The organism is Streptomyces sp. NPDC048278, from assembly GCF_040652195.1.
GTDB lineage: Bacteria > Actinomycetota > Actinomycetes > Streptomycetales > Streptomycetaceae > Streptomyces.
In genome coordinates this window covers 203,303-219,471 of the sequence record NZ_JBEZLP010000014.1, presented here as the reverse complement: position 1 = coordinate 219,471, position 16,169 = coordinate 203,303, and the positions used below count along the sequence as shown (strand labels likewise).

Sequence of the window (16,169 nt, the reverse complement as noted above, 5' to 3'; positions counted from 1 at the left end):
CGCGCGGTCCGTCACTTCGCGTGGCGGACCGCGTAGATCATGATGAAGGCGATGAAGTGGATGCCGAAGAGGAAGTAGGCCAGGAAGTACCAGACCTGGCGTTCGTTTTTGGTCTCCTGCTTCAGGCGGGCGTTTTCCAGGTCTTTTTCCAGGGCCTGTGCCGGGTCCTCGTCCGGCATCACAGTTCCCGGTGGACCTTGGTGTTGGAGGCCTGGGCGCGGGGGCGGACGACGAGGAGGTCGATGTTGACGTGGCTGGGGCGGGTCACCGTCCAGGTGATGGTGTCGGCGACGTCGTCCGCGGTGAGGGGTTCGGCGACGCCCTGGTAGACCTTGGCGGCCTTCTCCTCGTCGCCGCCGAAGCGGGTCAGGGCGAACTCGTCGGTCCTGACCATGCCGGGGGCGATCTCGATGACCCGGACCGGCCTGCCGACGATCTCCAGGCGGAGGGTCTCGGCGAGGACGTGGGCGCCGTGCTTGGCGGCGACGTAGCCGGCGCCGCCCTCGTAGGTGCCGTGGCCGGCGGTGGAGGAGACCACGACCACCGTGCCGTCGCCGCTCGCCTCCAGCCTGGGGAGCAGGGCCTGGGTGAGGTTCAGGGTCCCGATGACGTTCGTCTCGTACATCGTGCGCCAGTCGGCCGGGTCGCCGGTGGCGACCGGGTCGGCGCCGAGCGCTCCGCCGGCGTTGTTGACGAGGACGGAGACCGACTTGAAGGCCGTCGCGAACTCGTCGACCGCCGCGCGGTCCGTCACGTCGAGGGGGTAGGCGGTGGCCTGGTGGCCCGCGTCGTTGATCTCCTTGGCCAGGGCCTCGATGCGGTCCTCCCGGCGGGCGGTGAGGACGACGCGGTAGCCGGCCTCGGCGAGCCTGCGGGCGGTGGCGGCGCCGATGCCGCTGCTGGCGCCGGTGACTACCGCGATGCGGGACGGGGCCATGGGGTGTGCTCCTCAGCGGGGTGTACGTGTGCGGGCCTGTTCGTGCCAAGGATAGGTGGGGGGCGGTTTCGGTGGTTCGGCGGCTGAGGGCCGGTGGGGAACTGCCCTCGCCTCAGTTTCTGGGGGCCCACATGATCACGGCCATTCCCGCGAGGCAGATCGCCGCGCCCGTGAGGTCCCAGCGGTCCGGGCGGTAGCCGTCGGCGACGGCGCCCCAGAGGAGTGAGCCGGCGACGAAGATGCCGCCGTAGGCCGCGAGGATGCGGCCGAAGTGGGCGTCGGGCTGGAAGGTGGCGACGAAGCCGTAGGCGCCGAGGGAGAGGATGCCGCCGGCGATCCAGAGCCAGCCGCGGTGTTCGCGCACGCCCTGCCAGACCAGCCAGGCGCCGCCGATCTCGAAGAACGCGGCGACGACGAACAGGGCGGCGGAGCGGAGGATCAGCATGCGTGCAGCGTGCCACGCGCGGCGGGTGTCACCTGATGGGGGGCGCCTGCGGCGGGGCCCCGGTGGCATACATCCGTACGAGTGCGAACCGACGGACGGACGGGACGGGTGGCATGGCGAAGCGTCGTGGTGGGCCGGCGGTGGCCGGTGCGGTGGCGGTGGCGGTGGGTGTGCTGGTCGTGGGCGGCGGCGGTAACGCCTGGGCCGGGAGCGCCGATCTGGAGGTGCACGGGGCCGCGGTGCTGAGCGGGGACCTGGTGGAGGTCAGGGTGACCCCGCGCAACCACGGGCCGGACGGGGTGACCGGGGCCAGTGTGCGGCTGACCTCGTCGGCGCCGCTGGCGGACGCGCAGCAGCTGCCGGCCGGGTGCACGCGCACCGGTGACCGGGAGGTGGTGTGCGACACCGGGCCGCTCGCGGTCGAGGTGCCCGGCGAGCAGCTGGTGGTGCCGGTACGGCTGCGGGAGCGGCCGGCGGAGGTGACGCTGGCGGTGGACGTGGCGTGGGGCGGGGGCGCGGTGGACCAGGACCGTACGAATGACCGGCAGCGGGTGCTGGTGCTGGCGACGGGGGACCCGTACGCGTTCTGAGCCGAGGGTGCGGCAGTTGCGGATGCGTGGCATGGGCGGGCGCGCGACCATGGTGGGGTCCGAAGCGGCGGCCGTGGTGACCGGCGCCGGGACCCGTTTCCTGCCCGCGTCGCAGCCGCCGGCCGCCCTTCCGCCGGTCGGCGAGAGCGAGACGCCCATGACGCAGCAGATGATGCAGGCAGCCCGGATGCACGGATACAAGGAGCCCCTGCGGATCGAAGAGGTCCCGGTGCCCGAGCCGAGGCCGGACGAGATACTCCTGAAGGTCGCCGCGACCGGCATGTGCCGGAGCGACTACCAGCTTCTCAACGGTTACTTCGAGGGACCGTTCCCGGTCGACCTGCCCTACATCCCCGGTCACGAGGTCACCGGCCGGGTGGCCGGGCTCGGCGGCGAGGTGCCCGCGACGGTGGGCTACTCGGAGGGCGACATGGTCGTCGTCAACCCCAGCTGGGGGGACGGCACGTGCCGGCAGTGCCGGGAGGGCAACGAACAGCTGTGCAGCGGTGACGGCCGGTGGGTGGGCTTCGGTCCGCCGGGCGGTTTCGCCGAGTACATGGCCGTGGAGTGCCGCCACGCGATCCCGGTCTCGGAGGAGGCCGCGCGGGCGCCGGAGCTCCTCGCCCCGATGACCGACGCGGGCATGACCCCGTACCGGGGCATGCGCAAGCTCCGCGACGCAGGCAAGCTCGGCCCCGGCCGGACCGTCGCGGTCACCGGCATCGGCGGGCTGGGCAGCTACGCGATCCAGTACGCGAAGCTGCTCGGCGGCGGTGCGACCGTGGTGGCGCTGGCGCGGACGGACAGCAAGCTGGAGGTGGCGCGGGAGAACGGCGCGGACCACGGGATCAACGTGCGGAACAAGTCCACGGAGGCCATCCAGGACGAACTGGAGCGGCTGACCGGGCGCCGGACGATCGACGCGATCCTGGACTGCGTCGGCAGCGAGCCGTCCATCTCCATGGGCTTCGACCTGCTGGGCCCCGAGGGGGCATTGGCGGCCGTCGGTCTGATGAGCCAGCGCGTCGAGCACCGGCAGTTCCCGTTCGTCGGCACCGAGCTGTCCTACCTCGGCTCGTTCTGGGGCAACCACCTGGACCTCGTCGAGGTGCTCTCGCTCGCCGAGGCCGGCCTGGTCAGGCACAACGTGACCAAGGTGGCCCTGGAGGACATCAACGAGAACCTGGACGCCCTGGGCCGGGGGGACGTCGTCGGGCGTCAGGTCATCGTCTTCTAGATCACTTCCAGGTCCTTTCCGTCACCTCCAGGTCAGGCGAGTGCCTCGACGAGTTCCTGGGCGAGCGGGCCCGAGGACGCGGGGTTCTGCCCGGTGAAGAGGTTGCGGTCGACGACCGTGTACGGCTCCCAGGCAGGGCCCCGCGAATACTCGGCGGGCAGCTTCCGCAGCTCGTCCTCCAGCAGCCACTTGGCCTTGTCGGCGAATCCGACCCCGGCCTCCTCCTCGTTGCAGAAGCCCGTCAGCCGGTAGTTGGCGAAGGGCGTGTCGCCGTTCGCGTCACGGGTGGCGAGAATGGCGGCCGGGGCGTGGCAGACGATGCCGAGCGGACGGCCGGACGCGAGCGCCTCGCGCAGCAGCGCGCCGGAGTCCGCGTCGGTGGAGAGGTCCTCCATCGGGCCGTGGCCGCCGGGGTAGTAGACCGCGTCGTAGTCCTCCAGGCGGATCTCCGTGAGGGGGATCGCGTACCGCAGCGCCTCCGCCTCCTCGATGACGGCTTCCTCCCGGAGGGAGTTCTCCTCGCCGCCCGCCATGCGGGGCCGCAGGCTCATCGTGTCCACGACGGGTACGACGCCGTGCGGGGTCGCCACGGTGACCTCGTGTCCGGCTTCGGTGAACACGCGGTAGGGAGCCACGAACTCCTCGGCCCAGTAGCCGGTGGGATGCCGGTGCCCGTCCTTGAGGGTCCAGTAACTCGCGCCGGTCAGTACACACAGGATCTTGGCCATGGGACGCTCCTCCGGGACACGAATTCGGGGATTCGTTCAAATGCGCCCATCAAGTCTTGGCGGGTGTTCCGGAGGCCGCAACTCGGGGCCGCCGGGCGGGAAATGCGCCGGTCGTTCGCGTTACGGGTATTCTTGTGGGGGTGTTTTTCCGGCGGGTCGAGGGATGGCGGGTCGAGGGATTGCCATGATCAAACCCTATGGTCCTTATGATTTCCTGCCGTCGATCAGGGTCTTTTCGGTGGCCTCGGAATCCGTGGCCCATGGCGGGGAACTGGCCCTTGAGCAGGTGAGCGGCATTCTCGGGGCCGGCGGGGCGGACGTCTCGCCGCAGCTGAGCTGGTCCGGTTTCCCCGAGGAGACGCGGAGTTTCACGGTGGCGATGTTCGATCCTGACGTGCCCACCGCCTCGGGGTTCTGGCACTGGGCCGTGGCCAACCTGCCCGCCTCCGTGACCGGCCTTCCGGCCGGGGCGGGAGACGGCAGGCAGCTGCCCGGCGCGGCGGTGACGCTGGCCAACGACGCCGGGTACCGGAGATACCTCGGTCCGGCGACCCCGCCGGGCAACGGCCCCGACCGCTACTTCCTCGTGGTGCACGCCGTGGACGCGGAGGAACTGGAGGTGTCGGAGTCGACGACCCCCGCCTACCTCGACTTCCTGCTGTTCAGCCACGCGATCGCGCGGGCGACGATGTACGGCACCTTCGAGCGGGCCGCGTAGGCCGCACAGGCCGCGTGGGCCGCGTAGGGGGTGTCAGGCGTGGCGGCGCACCGGGCGCGGGCGCCCTATTTCTTCCAGGTGTAGTCCTCGGCGGCTTCGACGATCAGGTCCTTGACCGCCTGCGGGTGGGAGACGAGGGAGACGTGCGAGGAGTCGATCTCCACCGTCTTCCGGGCGTTGGCGCGTTTCGCCTCGAAGCGTTCCAGGTCCGGGTTGATCGCCTTGTCCTGCCTGCCGACGAGGACGTACACGGGCTTGTTCCGCCAGGCGGCGCCGGTCGCCTTGTCCGTGAACGCCGACAGCGCGATCGGGCGCTGGGTGGCCGCCAGGACGGCCGTCTGGCTCGCGGGCAGGTCCGCGGCGAAGACCCGGCGCAGGAGGGCCGGCTGCACGTACACGTCCGTGCCGGCGGCGCGGGCGCCGTTGCGGAACGGCACCTGCTTGAGCGCCTTGGTGAGCGGGGCGGGCGCGAACTTCGCGGAGAGGCCGGCGAACGACTCCCCGGTGTCGGGCATGATCGCGTTGATGTACACGAGGGCCTTGACGTTGTCGTTGCCCACGGCGGCCTGGGAGATCACCTCGCCGCCGTAGGAGTGGCCGACCAGGACGATCGGCCCGGTGATCGACTTCAGGAAGCTCGCGAGGTAGGTCGAGTCCTCGGGGATCCCGCGGAGCAGGTTGGGCGGTGCGGCCACCGTGTAGCCGTTCTGCTGGAGCCGCTGTACGACGCCGTTCCAGCTCGACGCGTCGGCGAAGGCGCCGTGCACGAGCACGATGGTGGGCTTCTCCCGGCCGGGATCGCCGCTCGGGCCGCCGGCCCGGGCCGCCGTGGGGGCGAGGACGGCGGTGGTTCCCGAGAGTGCCAGGAGGGCGGCCCCCCAGCGGACGGCGTTGAAGGTACGGCGGGACGCGCGCGGTATTCGCATGCTGGTCCTTCGGTGCGAGGCGTCGGCGACGCCCGGGATTCCAGCGTCGAGGAGAGCCGTCGGCGTGTCCCCCGAGCGCGGGCCGTCCGGGTGAAGGGGTGACCGCGCCGTCGGTCCCGCTCAGGTGGAGCCGGCCGTCGTCCCGAAGGTCACCCGGTAGTAGCAGGCGCCCTTGCAGGGCATGGTCGCGCCGTCGTCGAAGGCGTAGGAGTAGGCGTAGGGTGCGGCCCGCTTGAAGACCCGGGTGTAGTCGACCGGCCACTTCGAGGGGACGCAGTTGTCGCGGCCCGCCCAGGCCCCGCGGCAGCAGTAGGTGTCGCCGCCGAACGCCGCGCAGGGCGGCTTGCAGCCGATCTGCCGGCCGCCGGAGAGGGCCTGCATGGCCTTGGGGCAGTCGACCTCCGTGGTGCAGGTGCCCTGGTAGCAGCCGGTGGCGCTGACCGGGTCGGTGGTCGTGGTGTGGGAGACGTTGATGTACATCGGCAGGTTGGAGCCGTCGACCATGCTCACGTCGTAGAAGTCCATGCCCGCGTACGCGTCGAAGGTGAACTCGCCGAGGGTGGTGGGCGGGTTGCCGCCGTTGCAGACGCTGGTGCAGTCGCCGGAGGAACAGGGTCCGGCCGCCGTGCCGTCGGTGCAGCCGGTACGGCCCCAGATGCGGCCGCCCCAGTTGTTCGCGACGGTCACGGAGAGGCTCTGGCCGGGGGCGAGCCTGCGGCCCGCCGGGTAGACGGAGGTGTTGGTGACGACCGCCCACACCGTCTTAGGGGTCTTGTTGACGACGGTGATCAGACGTCTGCCGGCGGGCGCCGTGGTGGGCGGCGCGGCCTCGGCGGCACGGCGGGACGCGGCGGTCGTCGGTTCGCGCGTGGTCTTCGCGGATGCGGATGCGGATGCGGATGCCGGTGCTGGCGCCGGGGTCCTGGCGCTCGCCGAGGCCGAGGCCGAGGGGGACGGGGAGGCGCTGGGGTTCGGCGAGGGGGCGAGCGGGGTGCCGGACGGCGCGGACGGGAGGGCCGCGGCCGTCTGCCGGTCCGGGTTCGCGGTGGGCGTGCCGGACGGTGTCCCCATGCCGTAGGTGACGATGACCGCGGCGGTCGTCGCGAGGGCGGCCGTGCCGGCGTACCACCAGCGGCGTCGCGGTGGTCGCGCGCCGTGTCTCCTGCGTCCTCGTGCCATCCTGATGCCTTCCTCGGGCGGTGCCTGATGTCTGCCTGTCGTGTGCCTGCCTTTCGGTGACCTCCTCGACGGGGGCCGTACAACAAGAATTGCGAAGCCGACCCGCCGTTTTTTCTGTTGTCCCCGCGTCGTGCGCGGGGTCTCCGTTTCGACAGCCGGACTCTGCGCGGAGGAACAGCCCACATGACCGAGAACCATCGGAGCGGACCCGACCCCGGCGTGGTGACGGCCGCCCGCGCGGGGGACGGAGCGGCCCTGGAGCGCCTGGTGACCGCGTCCCTGCCGCTGGTCTACAACATCGTCGGCCGGGCCCTGAACGGTCATGCCGATGTCGACGACGTCGTACAGGAGACGCTGTTGCGCATGGTGCGGGGGCTGGAGAAGCTGCGGGACCCGTCCGCGTTCCGGTCGTGGCTCGTCGCCATCACGATCCGGCAGGTGCGCAACCGGGAGCAGTCGCGGGCCACGGACCGGGACCGCCGGGCACATCTCGACGACGCGGAGACGATCACGGATCCGGCGCTCGACTTCGCCGGGCTGACCATCCTGCGGCTGGGCCTGACCGAGCAGCGCCGGGAGGTCGCGGAGGCGACGCGCTGGCTCGACCCGGACGACCAGGAGCTGCTGTCCCTGTGGTGGCTGGAGGAGACCGGCGACCTGGAGCGCGCCGAACTCGCCGGTGCGCTGGGGCTGTCCGACCGGCATGCGGCGGTGCGGGTGCAGCGGATGAAGAAGCAGATGGAGGTCTCGCGGTGCGTGGTGCGGGGGCTGGCGGCCGACCCGCGCTGTGCCGAGCTGGACGGGATCGCCGCGCCCTGGGACGGCACGCCGAGTCCGCTGTGGCGCAAGCGGTTCGGGCGTCACATACGGGGCTGCGGGGGCTGCGCGGGCCTGGACCGGGGCCTGCTGCCGATGGACCGGCTGCTGAGCGGCCTGCCCCTGGTGGCCGTACCGGCAGGACTGGACCCGGCGCGGGTACTGGCCCAGGCCAGCGGGGCCCATGGCGTCGGGGCCCATGGCGTCGGGGCCCGCGTCACCGATCCCGCCGGTTCCGCCGATCCCGCCGGTTCCGGTGGCGGGGGCAGGCACCCGCGGGGGCGGCACGGGCGGGCGGGGAGCCGTGCGGGCAAGCGGGTGGGCGGGCGACTGATGGGCAGGCAGGCGGTCGTGGGTGGTTCGGCGGCGGTCGCGGTCGTCGCGGCGGTCGCGCTGGTCGCCGCCCGGATGACGGCGGGCCCGTCCGCGCCCGCCGCGGACCCGGTCCCGCCGCCGACGCCGGTGGCCGTGGCCTCCCCGAGCCCGAGCCCGAGTCCGAGCCCCGTCCCGACGCACTCGGCCTCCCCTTCCCCCACCCGCAGCGCGTCCCCGAGCCCCTCCGTCAAGCCGACCCCGTCGAAGCACACCGCGGCCCCGGTGCAGGTGGCCTCCGGTGCGAAGAAGGGCGTCGGGGTGTGGACGTTCGACGGGGTGAGCCAGGCGCTCGCCGCGAGCGGGGCGAGCTGGTACTACACCTGGAACACCCGGCACCAGGGCGTGACGACCCCGTCCTCGGCCTCCTTCGTGCCGATGATCTGGGGCACCGCGTCCGTCACCGACGCGGCGCTGGCGCAGGCGCGCGCGGCGGGGCCGTACCTCCTCGGCTTCAACGAGCCCGACATGGCGCAGCAGTCGAACATGACCGTCGACCAGGCGCTGGGGCTGTGGCCCAGGCTGATGGCGGCGGGCAAGGTGCTGGGCAGCCCGGCGGTGGCGTACGGCGGGGACACCGCCGGCGGCTGGCTGGACCGGTTCATGTCCGGGGCGCAGGCGAAGGGGTACCGGGTCGACTTCATCACGCTGCACTGGTACGGCGGTGACTTCCGCACCCCGCAGGCCGTGCAGCAGCTGACCTCGTACCTGGCGGCGGTGTACGCGCGCTACCACAAGCCGATCTGGCTCACCGAGTACGCGCTGATCGACTTCTCGCAGGGGACCAGGTTCCCGTCCGCGCAGCAGCAGGCGGACTTCGTCACCGCGTCCACGAAGGCGCTCGACGCGCTGCCGTACGTACAGCGGTACGCGTGGTTCGGGCTCGGCGCGGATCCGGCGAAGCCGAGCAGCGGGCTCTTCACGAGCGGTACGGCGGCCACGGCGGCGGGCCGGGCCTTCCAGGCGGCACGCTGAGCGGAGGGGCTCACGCCCCGGGTGGGAAACGGGGTGCGTGGTGTTGGTGCCTTGGCTGCGGGCCGGTGAGGGTTGCTCGCGCAGTTCCTCCCCCAGCCTTCGGCCGGGGGTACCCCCAGCGCCCCTTCGGGGGCGCCTGCCGTGGCGTGGGGAATAGGTGGCGGTGGGGTCTCGTTCTGTGGGTATAGTTGAATCGTAAACAACCTGGAGGGTGAGCGAGCATGCAGTTCGGGATCTTCACGGTCGGCGACGTCACGCCGGACCCCACCACGGGCCGGACGCCGAGCGAGCGGGAGCGCATCAAGGCGATGGTCGCGATCGCGCTGAAGGCCGAGGAGGTCGGCCTGGACGTCTTCGCGACCGGCGAGCACCACAACCCGCCGTTCGTGCCGTCGTCGCCGACCACCATGCTCGGTTACGTCGCCGCGCAGACGGAGAAGCTGATCCTCTCCACCTCCACCACCCTCATCACGACCAACGACCCGGTGAAGATCGCCGAGGACTACGCGATGCTCCAGCACCTGGCCGACGGCCGGGTGGACCTGATGATGGGCCGTGGCAACACCGGGCCGGTCTACCCCTGGTTCGGGCAGGACATCCGCGAGGGCATCAACCTCGCCATCGAGAACTACGCCCTGCTGCGCCGGCTGTGGCGCGAGGACGTCGTCGACTGGGAGGGCAAGTTCCGCACGCCGCTCCAGGGCTTCACCTCGACCCCGCGGCCGATGGACGACGTGCCGCCGTTCGTCTGGCACGGCTCGATCCGCTCGCCCGAGATAGCCGAGCAGGCCGCCTACTACGGTGACGGCTTCTTCCACAACAACATCTTCTGGCCCGCCGACCACACCAAGCGGATGGTCGAGTTCTACCGGAAGCGGTACGCCCACTACGGGCACGGCACGCCCGAGCAGGCGATCGTCGGGCTCGGCGGCCAGGTGTTCATGCGGAAGAACTCGCAGGACGCGGTGCGCGAGTTCCGGCCGTACTTCGACAACGCGCCGGTGTACGGGCACGGGCCGTCCCTGGAGGACTTCACCGAGCAGACCCCGCTGACGGTGGGTTCGCCGCAGCAGGTGATCGAGAGGACGCTGGGCTTCCGCGAGTACGCGGGCGACTACCAGCGCCAGTTGTTCCTGATGGACCACGCGGGGCTGCCGCTGAAGACGGTCCTGGAGCAGCTCGACATGCTCGGCGAGGAGGTCGTGCCGGTGCTGCGCAAGGAGTTCGCGAAGGGCCGTCCGGCGGACGTCCCGGAGGCGCCGACGCACGCGTCGCTGCGGGTCGCCGCGGCGGAGGAGAAGGCCGCGGAGAAGGCCGCGGAGAAGGCTGCGGACAAGGCGTCGGAGAAGGCGTCGGAGAAGAAGGAGGTCGGGGCATGAAGCTCGTCGTGGTCTCGGCGGGGCTGAGCGTGCCGTCGTCCACGCGGCTGCTGGCCGACCGGCTGGCGGCGGCCGTGGGCCGGCAGGCCGCGGCCGAGGTGGAGGTCGAGGTGGTGGAGCTGCGCGACCTCGCGGTCGAGATCGCGCACAACTTCACCAACGGGTTCCCGGGGCGGAAGCTGGCCGCCGCGCAGGAGGCGGTGGCCGGGGCGGACGGCCTGATCGCGGTCACGCCGGTGTTCACGGCGTCCTACAGCGGGCTGTTCAAGTCGTTCTTCGACGTGCTCGACAAGGACGCGCTGGCGGGCAAGCCGGTGCTGATCGCGGCGACCGGGGGTACGGCGCGGCACTCGCTGGTCCTGGACCACGCGCTGCGGCCGATGTTCACGTACCTGCGGGCGGTGGTCGTGCCGACGGGCGTGTACGCGGCGTCCGAGGACTGGGGCGCGGAGGGCCTGGAGGGGCGGGTCGAGCGGGCGGCCGGTGAGCTGGCGGGGCTGATGACCGGCTTGTCCGGCACCGGGCCCGTCGAGCCGGAGGCGCTGCCGGTCGTACCGTTCGCGGAGCAGCTTGCGAGGCTGGCCGCGAGCTGAGGGGGCTGGGGCCGGGGGGTGGGCACGCTCACCGGCGCTTGCCGGGTGCCGCCGCGCCCACCCGTGCCGCCCCGCGGCACGCCTGCCCGCAGCTATGTATGCAGTACGCGGCTGGGCAGCGCCCCGTGAGGGGCGCGGGGAACTGCGCGAGCAACCCCCACCCACCCGCGGCCGGGATTCGACGTGGGTTCCGCTGTGACGGTGAGAGGCAGGTAAAAAGGGTGATCGTAGGCCCGCTCACCACGGCAGAACCGCCGGAGGCCTTGGCAGACTGGTGAGGTGCCCCAGACTGTGCTGCTCGCCGAAGACGACCGCGCCATCCGCCACGCCCTGGAGCGGGCCCTCACCCTGGAGGGTTATGAGGTGACGGCGGTCGCGGACGGCGTGGAGGCCTTGGCGCACGCCCACCGCATCGCCCCGGACGTCCTCGTCCTCGACGTGATGATGCCCGGCATCGACGGCCTCCAGGTCTGCCGCGTGCTGCGGGCAGAAGGGGACCGCACCCCGATCCTCATGCTGACCGCGCTGGTGGAGACCGCCGACCGGATCGCGGGACTGGACGCCGGCGCCGACGACTACGTCGTCAAGCCCTTCGACGTGGAAGAGGTCTTCGCCCGGCTGCGGGCGCTGCTGCGCCGGACCCTGCCCGTCACCACCGGCGGCGGCAGCGGCGGCAGCGGTGGCGGCGGTGTGGTCGCCGAGTCAGGCCGCGAGCCGCAGATCTCCGACCGGCAGGTCGAGGCGGCCGGCCTGCGGATGGACCTCCAGGCCCGCCGGGCCTGGCGCGGCCGGCGCGAACTGGAGCTGACCCGCACCGAGTTCGAACTCCTTGAGCTGCTGGCCAGGAACGCGGGGATCGTCCTCGACCACTCCACGATCTACGACCGCATCTGGGGCTACGACTTCGGCCCCGGCTCCAAGAACCTCGCCGTCTACGTCGGCTACCTGCGCCGCAAGCTCGACGAGCCGGGCGCCCCGCAGCTGATCCACACCGTCCGGGGCGTGGGTTACGTGCTGCGGGAGGACTGAGTGGCCCGCCGCCCCGGGCTGCCCGCGCGGCTCAGGCGGATGCTGGCCCGGCGCCGGCCCAAGCTCGTCTCCCTGCGGACCACCTTCGTCGTCTCCTTCGCGGCGGTCACGGCCGCCGTCACGATCGTCGTCGGCATCCTGTCGTACAACGCCGCCGCCCGGCTGGTCCGCGTCGACCAGCAGTCGGTGTTCACGCAGGTCGTCTCCGACGTCCAGGACGAGGTCAAGCAGCACAGGATGGTGCCGGCCGACTTCTCCTCCTCCCAGCCCGGCCATGACCTGGTCCGGCCCGCGCGCACCGACGTGCAGGTGCTCGGCGCGCAGGGCGAGATCATCGACCGCGGCAGCCCGGTGCTGCCCGTCACCGCCGCGGACCGGGCGGCGGCCGGCGCCGCGGCGGCCGGGAAGACGGTCCAGCACAAGGACGTCCAGGCAGGCGAGGACCTGTTCCGGATCGCCACGGTCGCGCTCGGCGGCGGGCGGGGCGCGGTGCAGGTGGCGCAGGAGTTCAGCGACACCGAGGACCTGCTCCAGGCGCTCCAGCAGCGGACCCTGCTGCTGATGGCGGCCGTGGTGGTGGCCGCCGGGCTGTTCGGCTGGTGGCTGGCGAGGCGGATCACCCGGCGGCTGGTGATCCTGACCTCGGCCGCGGAGAACGTGGCCCGCACCCGGCAGCTCGGCATCCAGGTACCGGTGACGGGACTGGACGAGGTGGGCAGACTGGGCCGCGCCTTCGACCGGATGCTGGGCCGCCTCGCCCAGTCGGAGGAGGACCAGCGGCGCCTGGTCCAGGACGCGGGCCACGAGCTGCGTACCCCGCTGACCTCGCTCCGTACGAACATCTCCCTGCTCCGCCGGATCGACGAACTCCCGCCCGCGACCCGCGACGAGCTCGTCGCCGACCTCGGTCAGGAGGCGCGCGAGCTGACCGACCTGGTCAACGAGCTGGTCGACCTGGCGGCCGGGCAGTCCGACACCGAGCCGCCGCAGCACGTGGACCTGGCCGACATCGCGGAGGACGTGGCGGGGCTGGCCCGGCGCCGTACCGGACGCGAGATCGTGCTGCGCGCGGCCGGTGACACGACGACCGACGGGCGGCCCGGCATGCTCCAGCGGGCCGTCTCCAACCTGGTCGAGAACGCGGCCAAGTTCGACCGGGACGGCAAGGCCCCCATCGAGATCAGCGTCACCGGCCCCGCCCGCCCGGGCACGGTCCGCGTCGAGGTCCTCGACCGCGGCCCGGGTATCGCCGAGGGCGACCTGATCCGCATCTTCGACCGCTTCTACCGCGCCGCCGACGCCCGCTCCCTCCCCGGCTCCGGCCTCGGCCTCTCCATCGTCCGCGAGGTAGCCATGGCCCACGGCGGCGCCCCCTTCGCCTTCCGCAGGGAGGGCGGCGGCGCGGTGATCGGGTTCACGGTGGGCGGGGGGTTCGCGGGCGGCACACCCCGCGTCTGACCGACCCGCCGACGACCCGTCGGGCGACCCGCCCGTCGGCGGCCCGTCGGCGCGCGTGCTCGGCTACGCCATGGCGATCGGCACGCTCAGCCCGGTCACGGGCGCCGTCGCCGAGGGCGCGGAAGCGGTGGCCGGGGCCGTCGCCGAAGGAGCGGAGGCGGTGGTCTGCGAGGACTTTCCGGGAGCCATCCGGCCGGAACCGTCCACCGGGCAGATGTATTTCCAGGACCAGAGCAACCTGGGTGTGAAGTGCCGGTGGGACTTCCAGGACGGCGGATTCACCGGCATGCTGGCCCGGCTGGCCCGGCAGCCGGTGTCCAACCAGGCCTTCCAGGCGGCCGTCAACAAGGGTCCGGGTTGGTTGGGAGAGGCTCCATGATCAGGCTGAACACCCCCATGCGGGAGTTGGCGGGCGCCCGTCCGCTGGACGCGGCGTCCTGGGAGGCCCTTCCCCCGCCGCTCCGCACGCTGATCGACTCGGGATGGGTGCTCGAGACGGACGGCGCGTGCCTCCTGGCCGCACTCCGGGACGGCTACCACGGCTCCCGAGCGGCGTTCGCCGACACGACGGGATTCGAAGCGTCCGTGAACGGCCTGGGTATCCCCGACTGGGACATCGAGACGCAGGCCGGTGAACGCACTCGCGACCTCTTCGTCCGCGCGGTCTCCTATGCCAAGTTCGCTCTGAAGCGGGCGGGGACCACGACCGCCACCGGCGGCCTGACGGCTGTCGTGTCGCTGTCGAACTCCCTGGAAGGGGAGCCGGGAGTCACTGCCCGGGTGACGTTCTTTCTCGCGCGCGACGACGAACCGTCCCTGGTCGAGGACGTGGACGCGTACCGGGAAGAGGCGCTGCTGGTGTTCCGGAGGTCGGACCTGTGAGCTTCGGCGTCACGACCCCCACGGAACCGTGAGGAAACCCTCTGCTCGGGCGCTCGCCAATCCGATTCTCGGGAGGTCGCTGCTCTTGGTGAAGAGGATGTAGCGGGGTTCCCACACCGGGCGGTACTTGGCGTTTGCGCGGTACAGGGACTCGATCTGCCACCAGCGGGAGAAGAAGGTGAGGGTGGTGTGCCAGAGGCGCAGGACCGGGCCCGCGCCGAGGCGGGAGCCGCGTTCGAAGACCGAGCGGAACATGGCGAAGTTGAGGGAGACGCGGTCGACCTTGAGCTCGGCGGCGCGGAGGAGGAGTTCGACGACCATGAACTCCATCAGGCCGTTCTCGGAGTCGCGGTCGCGGCGCATCAGGTCCAGGGAGAGGCCCTGCTCGCCCCAGGGGACGAAGCTGAGCAGGGCGCGGGGGGTGTCGTCCGCGTCCCGGCACTCCAGCATCATGCAGCGGCCGTCCGCCGGGTCGCCGAGGCGGCCGAGGGCCATGGAGAAGCCGCGTTCCGTGGCGCCGTCGCGCCAGCTGTCGGCCCGTTCGATCAAGTGCGCCATCTCGTCGGCCGGGATGTCCTCGTGGCGGCGGATGCGGACCGTGTAACCGGCGCGGCGGACCCGGTTGTGGGCCTGGCGGACGACGCGCATCGCGCGGCCCTCCAGGGTGAAGTCGGCGATGTCGACGATCGCCTCGTCGCCGAGTTCCAGGGCGTCCAGGCCGTGCCGGGCGTAGACGGTGCCCGCCTCCTCGCTCGCGCCCATGACGGCCGGGGTCCAGGCGTGCTGCCGGGCCTCCGTCAGCCAGGCGTCGATCGCGCCGGGCCAGGCCTCCGGGTCGCCGATCGGGTCGCCGGAGGCGAGGCTGACGCCGCCGACGACGCGGTAGGTGACCGCGGACTTGCCGGTGGGGGAGAAGATCGCCATCTTGTCGCGGCGCAGCGCGAAATAGCCGAGGGAGTCGCGGGCGCCGTGCCGCTCCAGCAGGCCGCGCAGCCGGGACTCGTCCTCGGGGCTGAGCAGGCGGCGGCCCCGCGGGGAGCGGAAGCCTGCGTAGAGGACCAGGCAGAAGGCGGCGGCGAGGAGGACGTTGATGACGATGTCGGTCCAGCGGGGGGCGTGGACCGCGGTGACGTGGTCGGCGAGCGGGCCGACGCTGACGCCCCGCAGGAGGGTGTAGGCGATCTCGTCGGGCAGGGTGGCGCCGGGCAGCTTGTTCGTGGCGTGCACGAGGAGCGTGCCCAGGCCGCCGGTCACGAGGAGGCCGCCGGCGCCCACCGCCAGCGCCGTCTTCGGGTTGGACGGGTCGCCGATCGCGTTGAACTCCCGGCGGCTGACCAGCAGCGCGGTCACGAAGAGGCCGGTGAGGGCCGCCGAGACCCAGTTGAAGGCGTGGGCGCGGTACTCGTGCTGGGTGAGGGCGAGGACGTAGAGGGCGAAGAGCGGGGCGGACAGGACCAGGTTGACCACCCAGGCCGCGCGCTTGCGGCGGCGCATCACCAGGACGAAGAAGATGGCGAGGGCGGCCGACACCAGGCCCGCCGTGGCCAGGTACGGGGTGAAGAACTGGCCGGAGTGGTGCGCGTGCTGCCGGTGGAGGTGCAGGGTGATGCGGCCGTTGTTGTGCTCGTCGACCTCCTGGCGGAAGGGGAGCGACAGCACCGCCACTATGTTCAGTACGGCGATCGCGCGCAGGTACCAGACGGTGAAGTCGGCGGCCCGCCTGTGCAGTGCCCCGCCGGAGGCGCCGGAAGGGGCGCGGAAGGCGGCGGAGACGCGGGGCGGGATCAGGGTCGACAGCTGTGCGGGCATGGGGACCGGTCACCTTGGGGACGGGGAGCGGATTGACGGAGGGCTGACCCTACAGTCTGTAGGGTAACGGTGGAGGGCGGGGGAGGCGTCCGCCGC

17 protein-coding genes are annotated in these 16,169 nt (G+C 72.2%); 10 read left to right on the top strand and 7 right to left on the bottom strand.

Annotated features, from left to right (window positions below; all coding sequences use genetic code 11):
- Window positions 1-11: 11 nt before the first annotated feature.
- The 3 genes from AB0D74_RS25235 to AB0D74_RS25225 form a co-directional block, all read right to left on the bottom strand.
- Complete coding sequence (locus AB0D74_RS25235) at window positions 12-179, bottom strand: hypothetical protein (RefSeq protein ID WP_362591123.1); 168 nt, start codon at window positions 177-179, stop codon at window positions 12-14.
- Window positions 179-937: an SDR family NAD(P)-dependent oxidoreductase gene (locus tag AB0D74_RS25230; RefSeq protein WP_362591120.1), complete on the bottom strand. Its 759-nt coding sequence runs from the start codon at window positions 935-937 to the stop codon at window positions 179-181. The genes AB0D74_RS25235 and AB0D74_RS25230 overlap by 1 nt, the downstream gene beginning before the upstream one ends.
- 112 nt (window positions 938-1,049) lie before the next feature.
- On the bottom strand, window positions 1,050-1,382 hold the full coding sequence (locus tag AB0D74_RS25225; protein WP_362591117.1) for a YnfA family protein: 333 nt from the start codon (window positions 1,380-1,382) through the stop codon (window positions 1,050-1,052).
- A 113-nt stretch (window positions 1,383-1,495) separates the two neighbouring features.
- Between AB0D74_RS25225 and AB0D74_RS25220 the strand changes: the two genes are divergently transcribed.
- Together AB0D74_RS25220 and AB0D74_RS25215 are read left to right on the top strand one after the other, a co-directional pair.
- Window positions 1,496-1,972 carry a hypothetical protein gene (locus AB0D74_RS25220; RefSeq protein WP_362591114.1) on the top strand — a complete coding sequence of 159 codons (477 nt, stop codon included), beginning with the start codon at window positions 1,496-1,498 and terminating at the stop codon, window positions 1,970-1,972.
- A 31-nt stretch (window positions 1,973-2,003) separates the two neighbouring features.
- Window positions 2,004-3,209 (top strand): NAD(P)-dependent alcohol dehydrogenase, encoded by a 1,206-nt coding sequence (locus AB0D74_RS25215; protein ID WP_362591111.1) that lies wholly within the window; start codon window positions 2,004-2,006, stop codon window positions 3,207-3,209.
- Window positions 3,210-3,241: 32 nt separating this feature from the next.
- Here AB0D74_RS25215 and AB0D74_RS25210 read toward each other — a convergent pair whose 3' ends face one another.
- Window positions 3,242-3,937, bottom strand: coding sequence for a type 1 glutamine amidotransferase domain-containing protein (locus tag AB0D74_RS25210; RefSeq protein ID WP_362591108.1), 696 nt, complete (start codon window positions 3,935-3,937; stop codon window positions 3,242-3,244).
- A gap of 184 nt (window positions 3,938-4,121) precedes the next feature.
- On the opposite strand from AB0D74_RS25210, the gene AB0D74_RS25205 reads away from it, so the two are divergent.
- Window positions 4,122-4,655 (top strand): YbhB/YbcL family Raf kinase inhibitor-like protein, encoded by a 534-nt coding sequence (locus tag AB0D74_RS25205; RefSeq protein ID WP_362591105.1) that lies wholly within the window; start codon window positions 4,122-4,124, stop codon window positions 4,653-4,655.
- A gap of 65 nt (window positions 4,656-4,720) precedes the next feature.
- On the opposite strand, the gene AB0D74_RS25200 is transcribed toward AB0D74_RS25205, so the two are convergent.
- Entirely contained in the window at window positions 4,721-5,581 is an 861-nt protein-coding gene (locus tag AB0D74_RS25200; RefSeq protein ID WP_362591102.1) for an alpha/beta hydrolase, read from the bottom strand.
- Between the two features lie 120 nt (window positions 5,582-5,701).
- Entirely contained in the window at window positions 5,702-6,760 is a 1,059-nt protein-coding gene (locus tag AB0D74_RS25195; protein WP_362591099.1) for a thaumatin family protein, read from the bottom strand.
- Window positions 6,761-6,943: 183 nt separating this feature from the next.
- Here AB0D74_RS25195 and AB0D74_RS25190 point away from each other — a divergent pair, with 183 nt between their 5' ends.
- From AB0D74_RS25190 to AB0D74_RS25160, 7 genes are all read left to right on the top strand, one after another.
- On the top strand, window positions 6,944-8,923 hold the full coding sequence (locus AB0D74_RS25190; RefSeq protein WP_362591096.1) for a sigma-70 family RNA polymerase sigma factor: 1,980 nt from the start codon (window positions 6,944-6,946) through the stop codon (window positions 8,921-8,923).
- A gap of 221 nt (window positions 8,924-9,144) precedes the next feature.
- A complete protein-coding gene (locus AB0D74_RS25185; protein ID WP_362591093.1) occupies window positions 9,145-10,302 on the top strand; it encodes an LLM class flavin-dependent oxidoreductase in 1,158 nt (385 codons plus the stop codon).
- The gene (locus AB0D74_RS25180) at window positions 10,299-10,895 is read left to right on the top strand and encodes a CE1759 family FMN reductase (protein WP_362591090.1); all 597 of its coding nucleotides are present in this window, start codon (window positions 10,299-10,301) and stop codon (window positions 10,893-10,895) included. Before AB0D74_RS25185 ends, AB0D74_RS25180 begins: the two co-directional genes overlap by 4 nt.
- Window positions 10,896-11,174: 279 nt before the next feature.
- Window positions 11,175-11,924 (top strand): response regulator transcription factor, encoded by a 750-nt coding sequence (locus AB0D74_RS25175; RefSeq protein WP_362591088.1) that lies wholly within the window; start codon window positions 11,175-11,177, stop codon window positions 11,922-11,924.
- A gap of 39 nt (window positions 11,925-11,963) precedes the next feature.
- Window positions 11,964-13,382, top strand: a complete 1,419-nt coding sequence (locus tag AB0D74_RS25170) for a HAMP domain-containing sensor histidine kinase (RefSeq protein WP_362591213.1) — start codon at window positions 11,964-11,966, stop codon at window positions 13,380-13,382.
- 55 nt (window positions 13,383-13,437) lie between these two features.
- Complete coding sequence (locus AB0D74_RS25165) at window positions 13,438-13,761, top strand: hypothetical protein (protein WP_362591085.1); 324 nt, start codon at window positions 13,438-13,440, stop codon at window positions 13,759-13,761.
- Window positions 13,758-14,264, top strand: a complete 507-nt coding sequence (locus tag AB0D74_RS25160; RefSeq protein ID WP_362591082.1) for a hypothetical protein — start codon at window positions 13,758-13,760, stop codon at window positions 14,262-14,264. Before AB0D74_RS25165 ends, AB0D74_RS25160 begins: the two co-directional genes overlap by 4 nt.
- Window positions 14,265-14,273: 9 nt before the next feature.
- Here the strand turns inward: AB0D74_RS25160 and AB0D74_RS25155 are convergent, their stop codons facing one another.
- On the bottom strand, window positions 14,274-16,073 hold the full coding sequence (locus tag AB0D74_RS25155; protein WP_362591079.1) for a phosphatidylglycerol lysyltransferase domain-containing protein: 1,800 nt from the start codon (window positions 16,071-16,073) through the stop codon (window positions 14,274-14,276).
- Window positions 16,074-16,169: the final 96 nt, after the last annotated feature.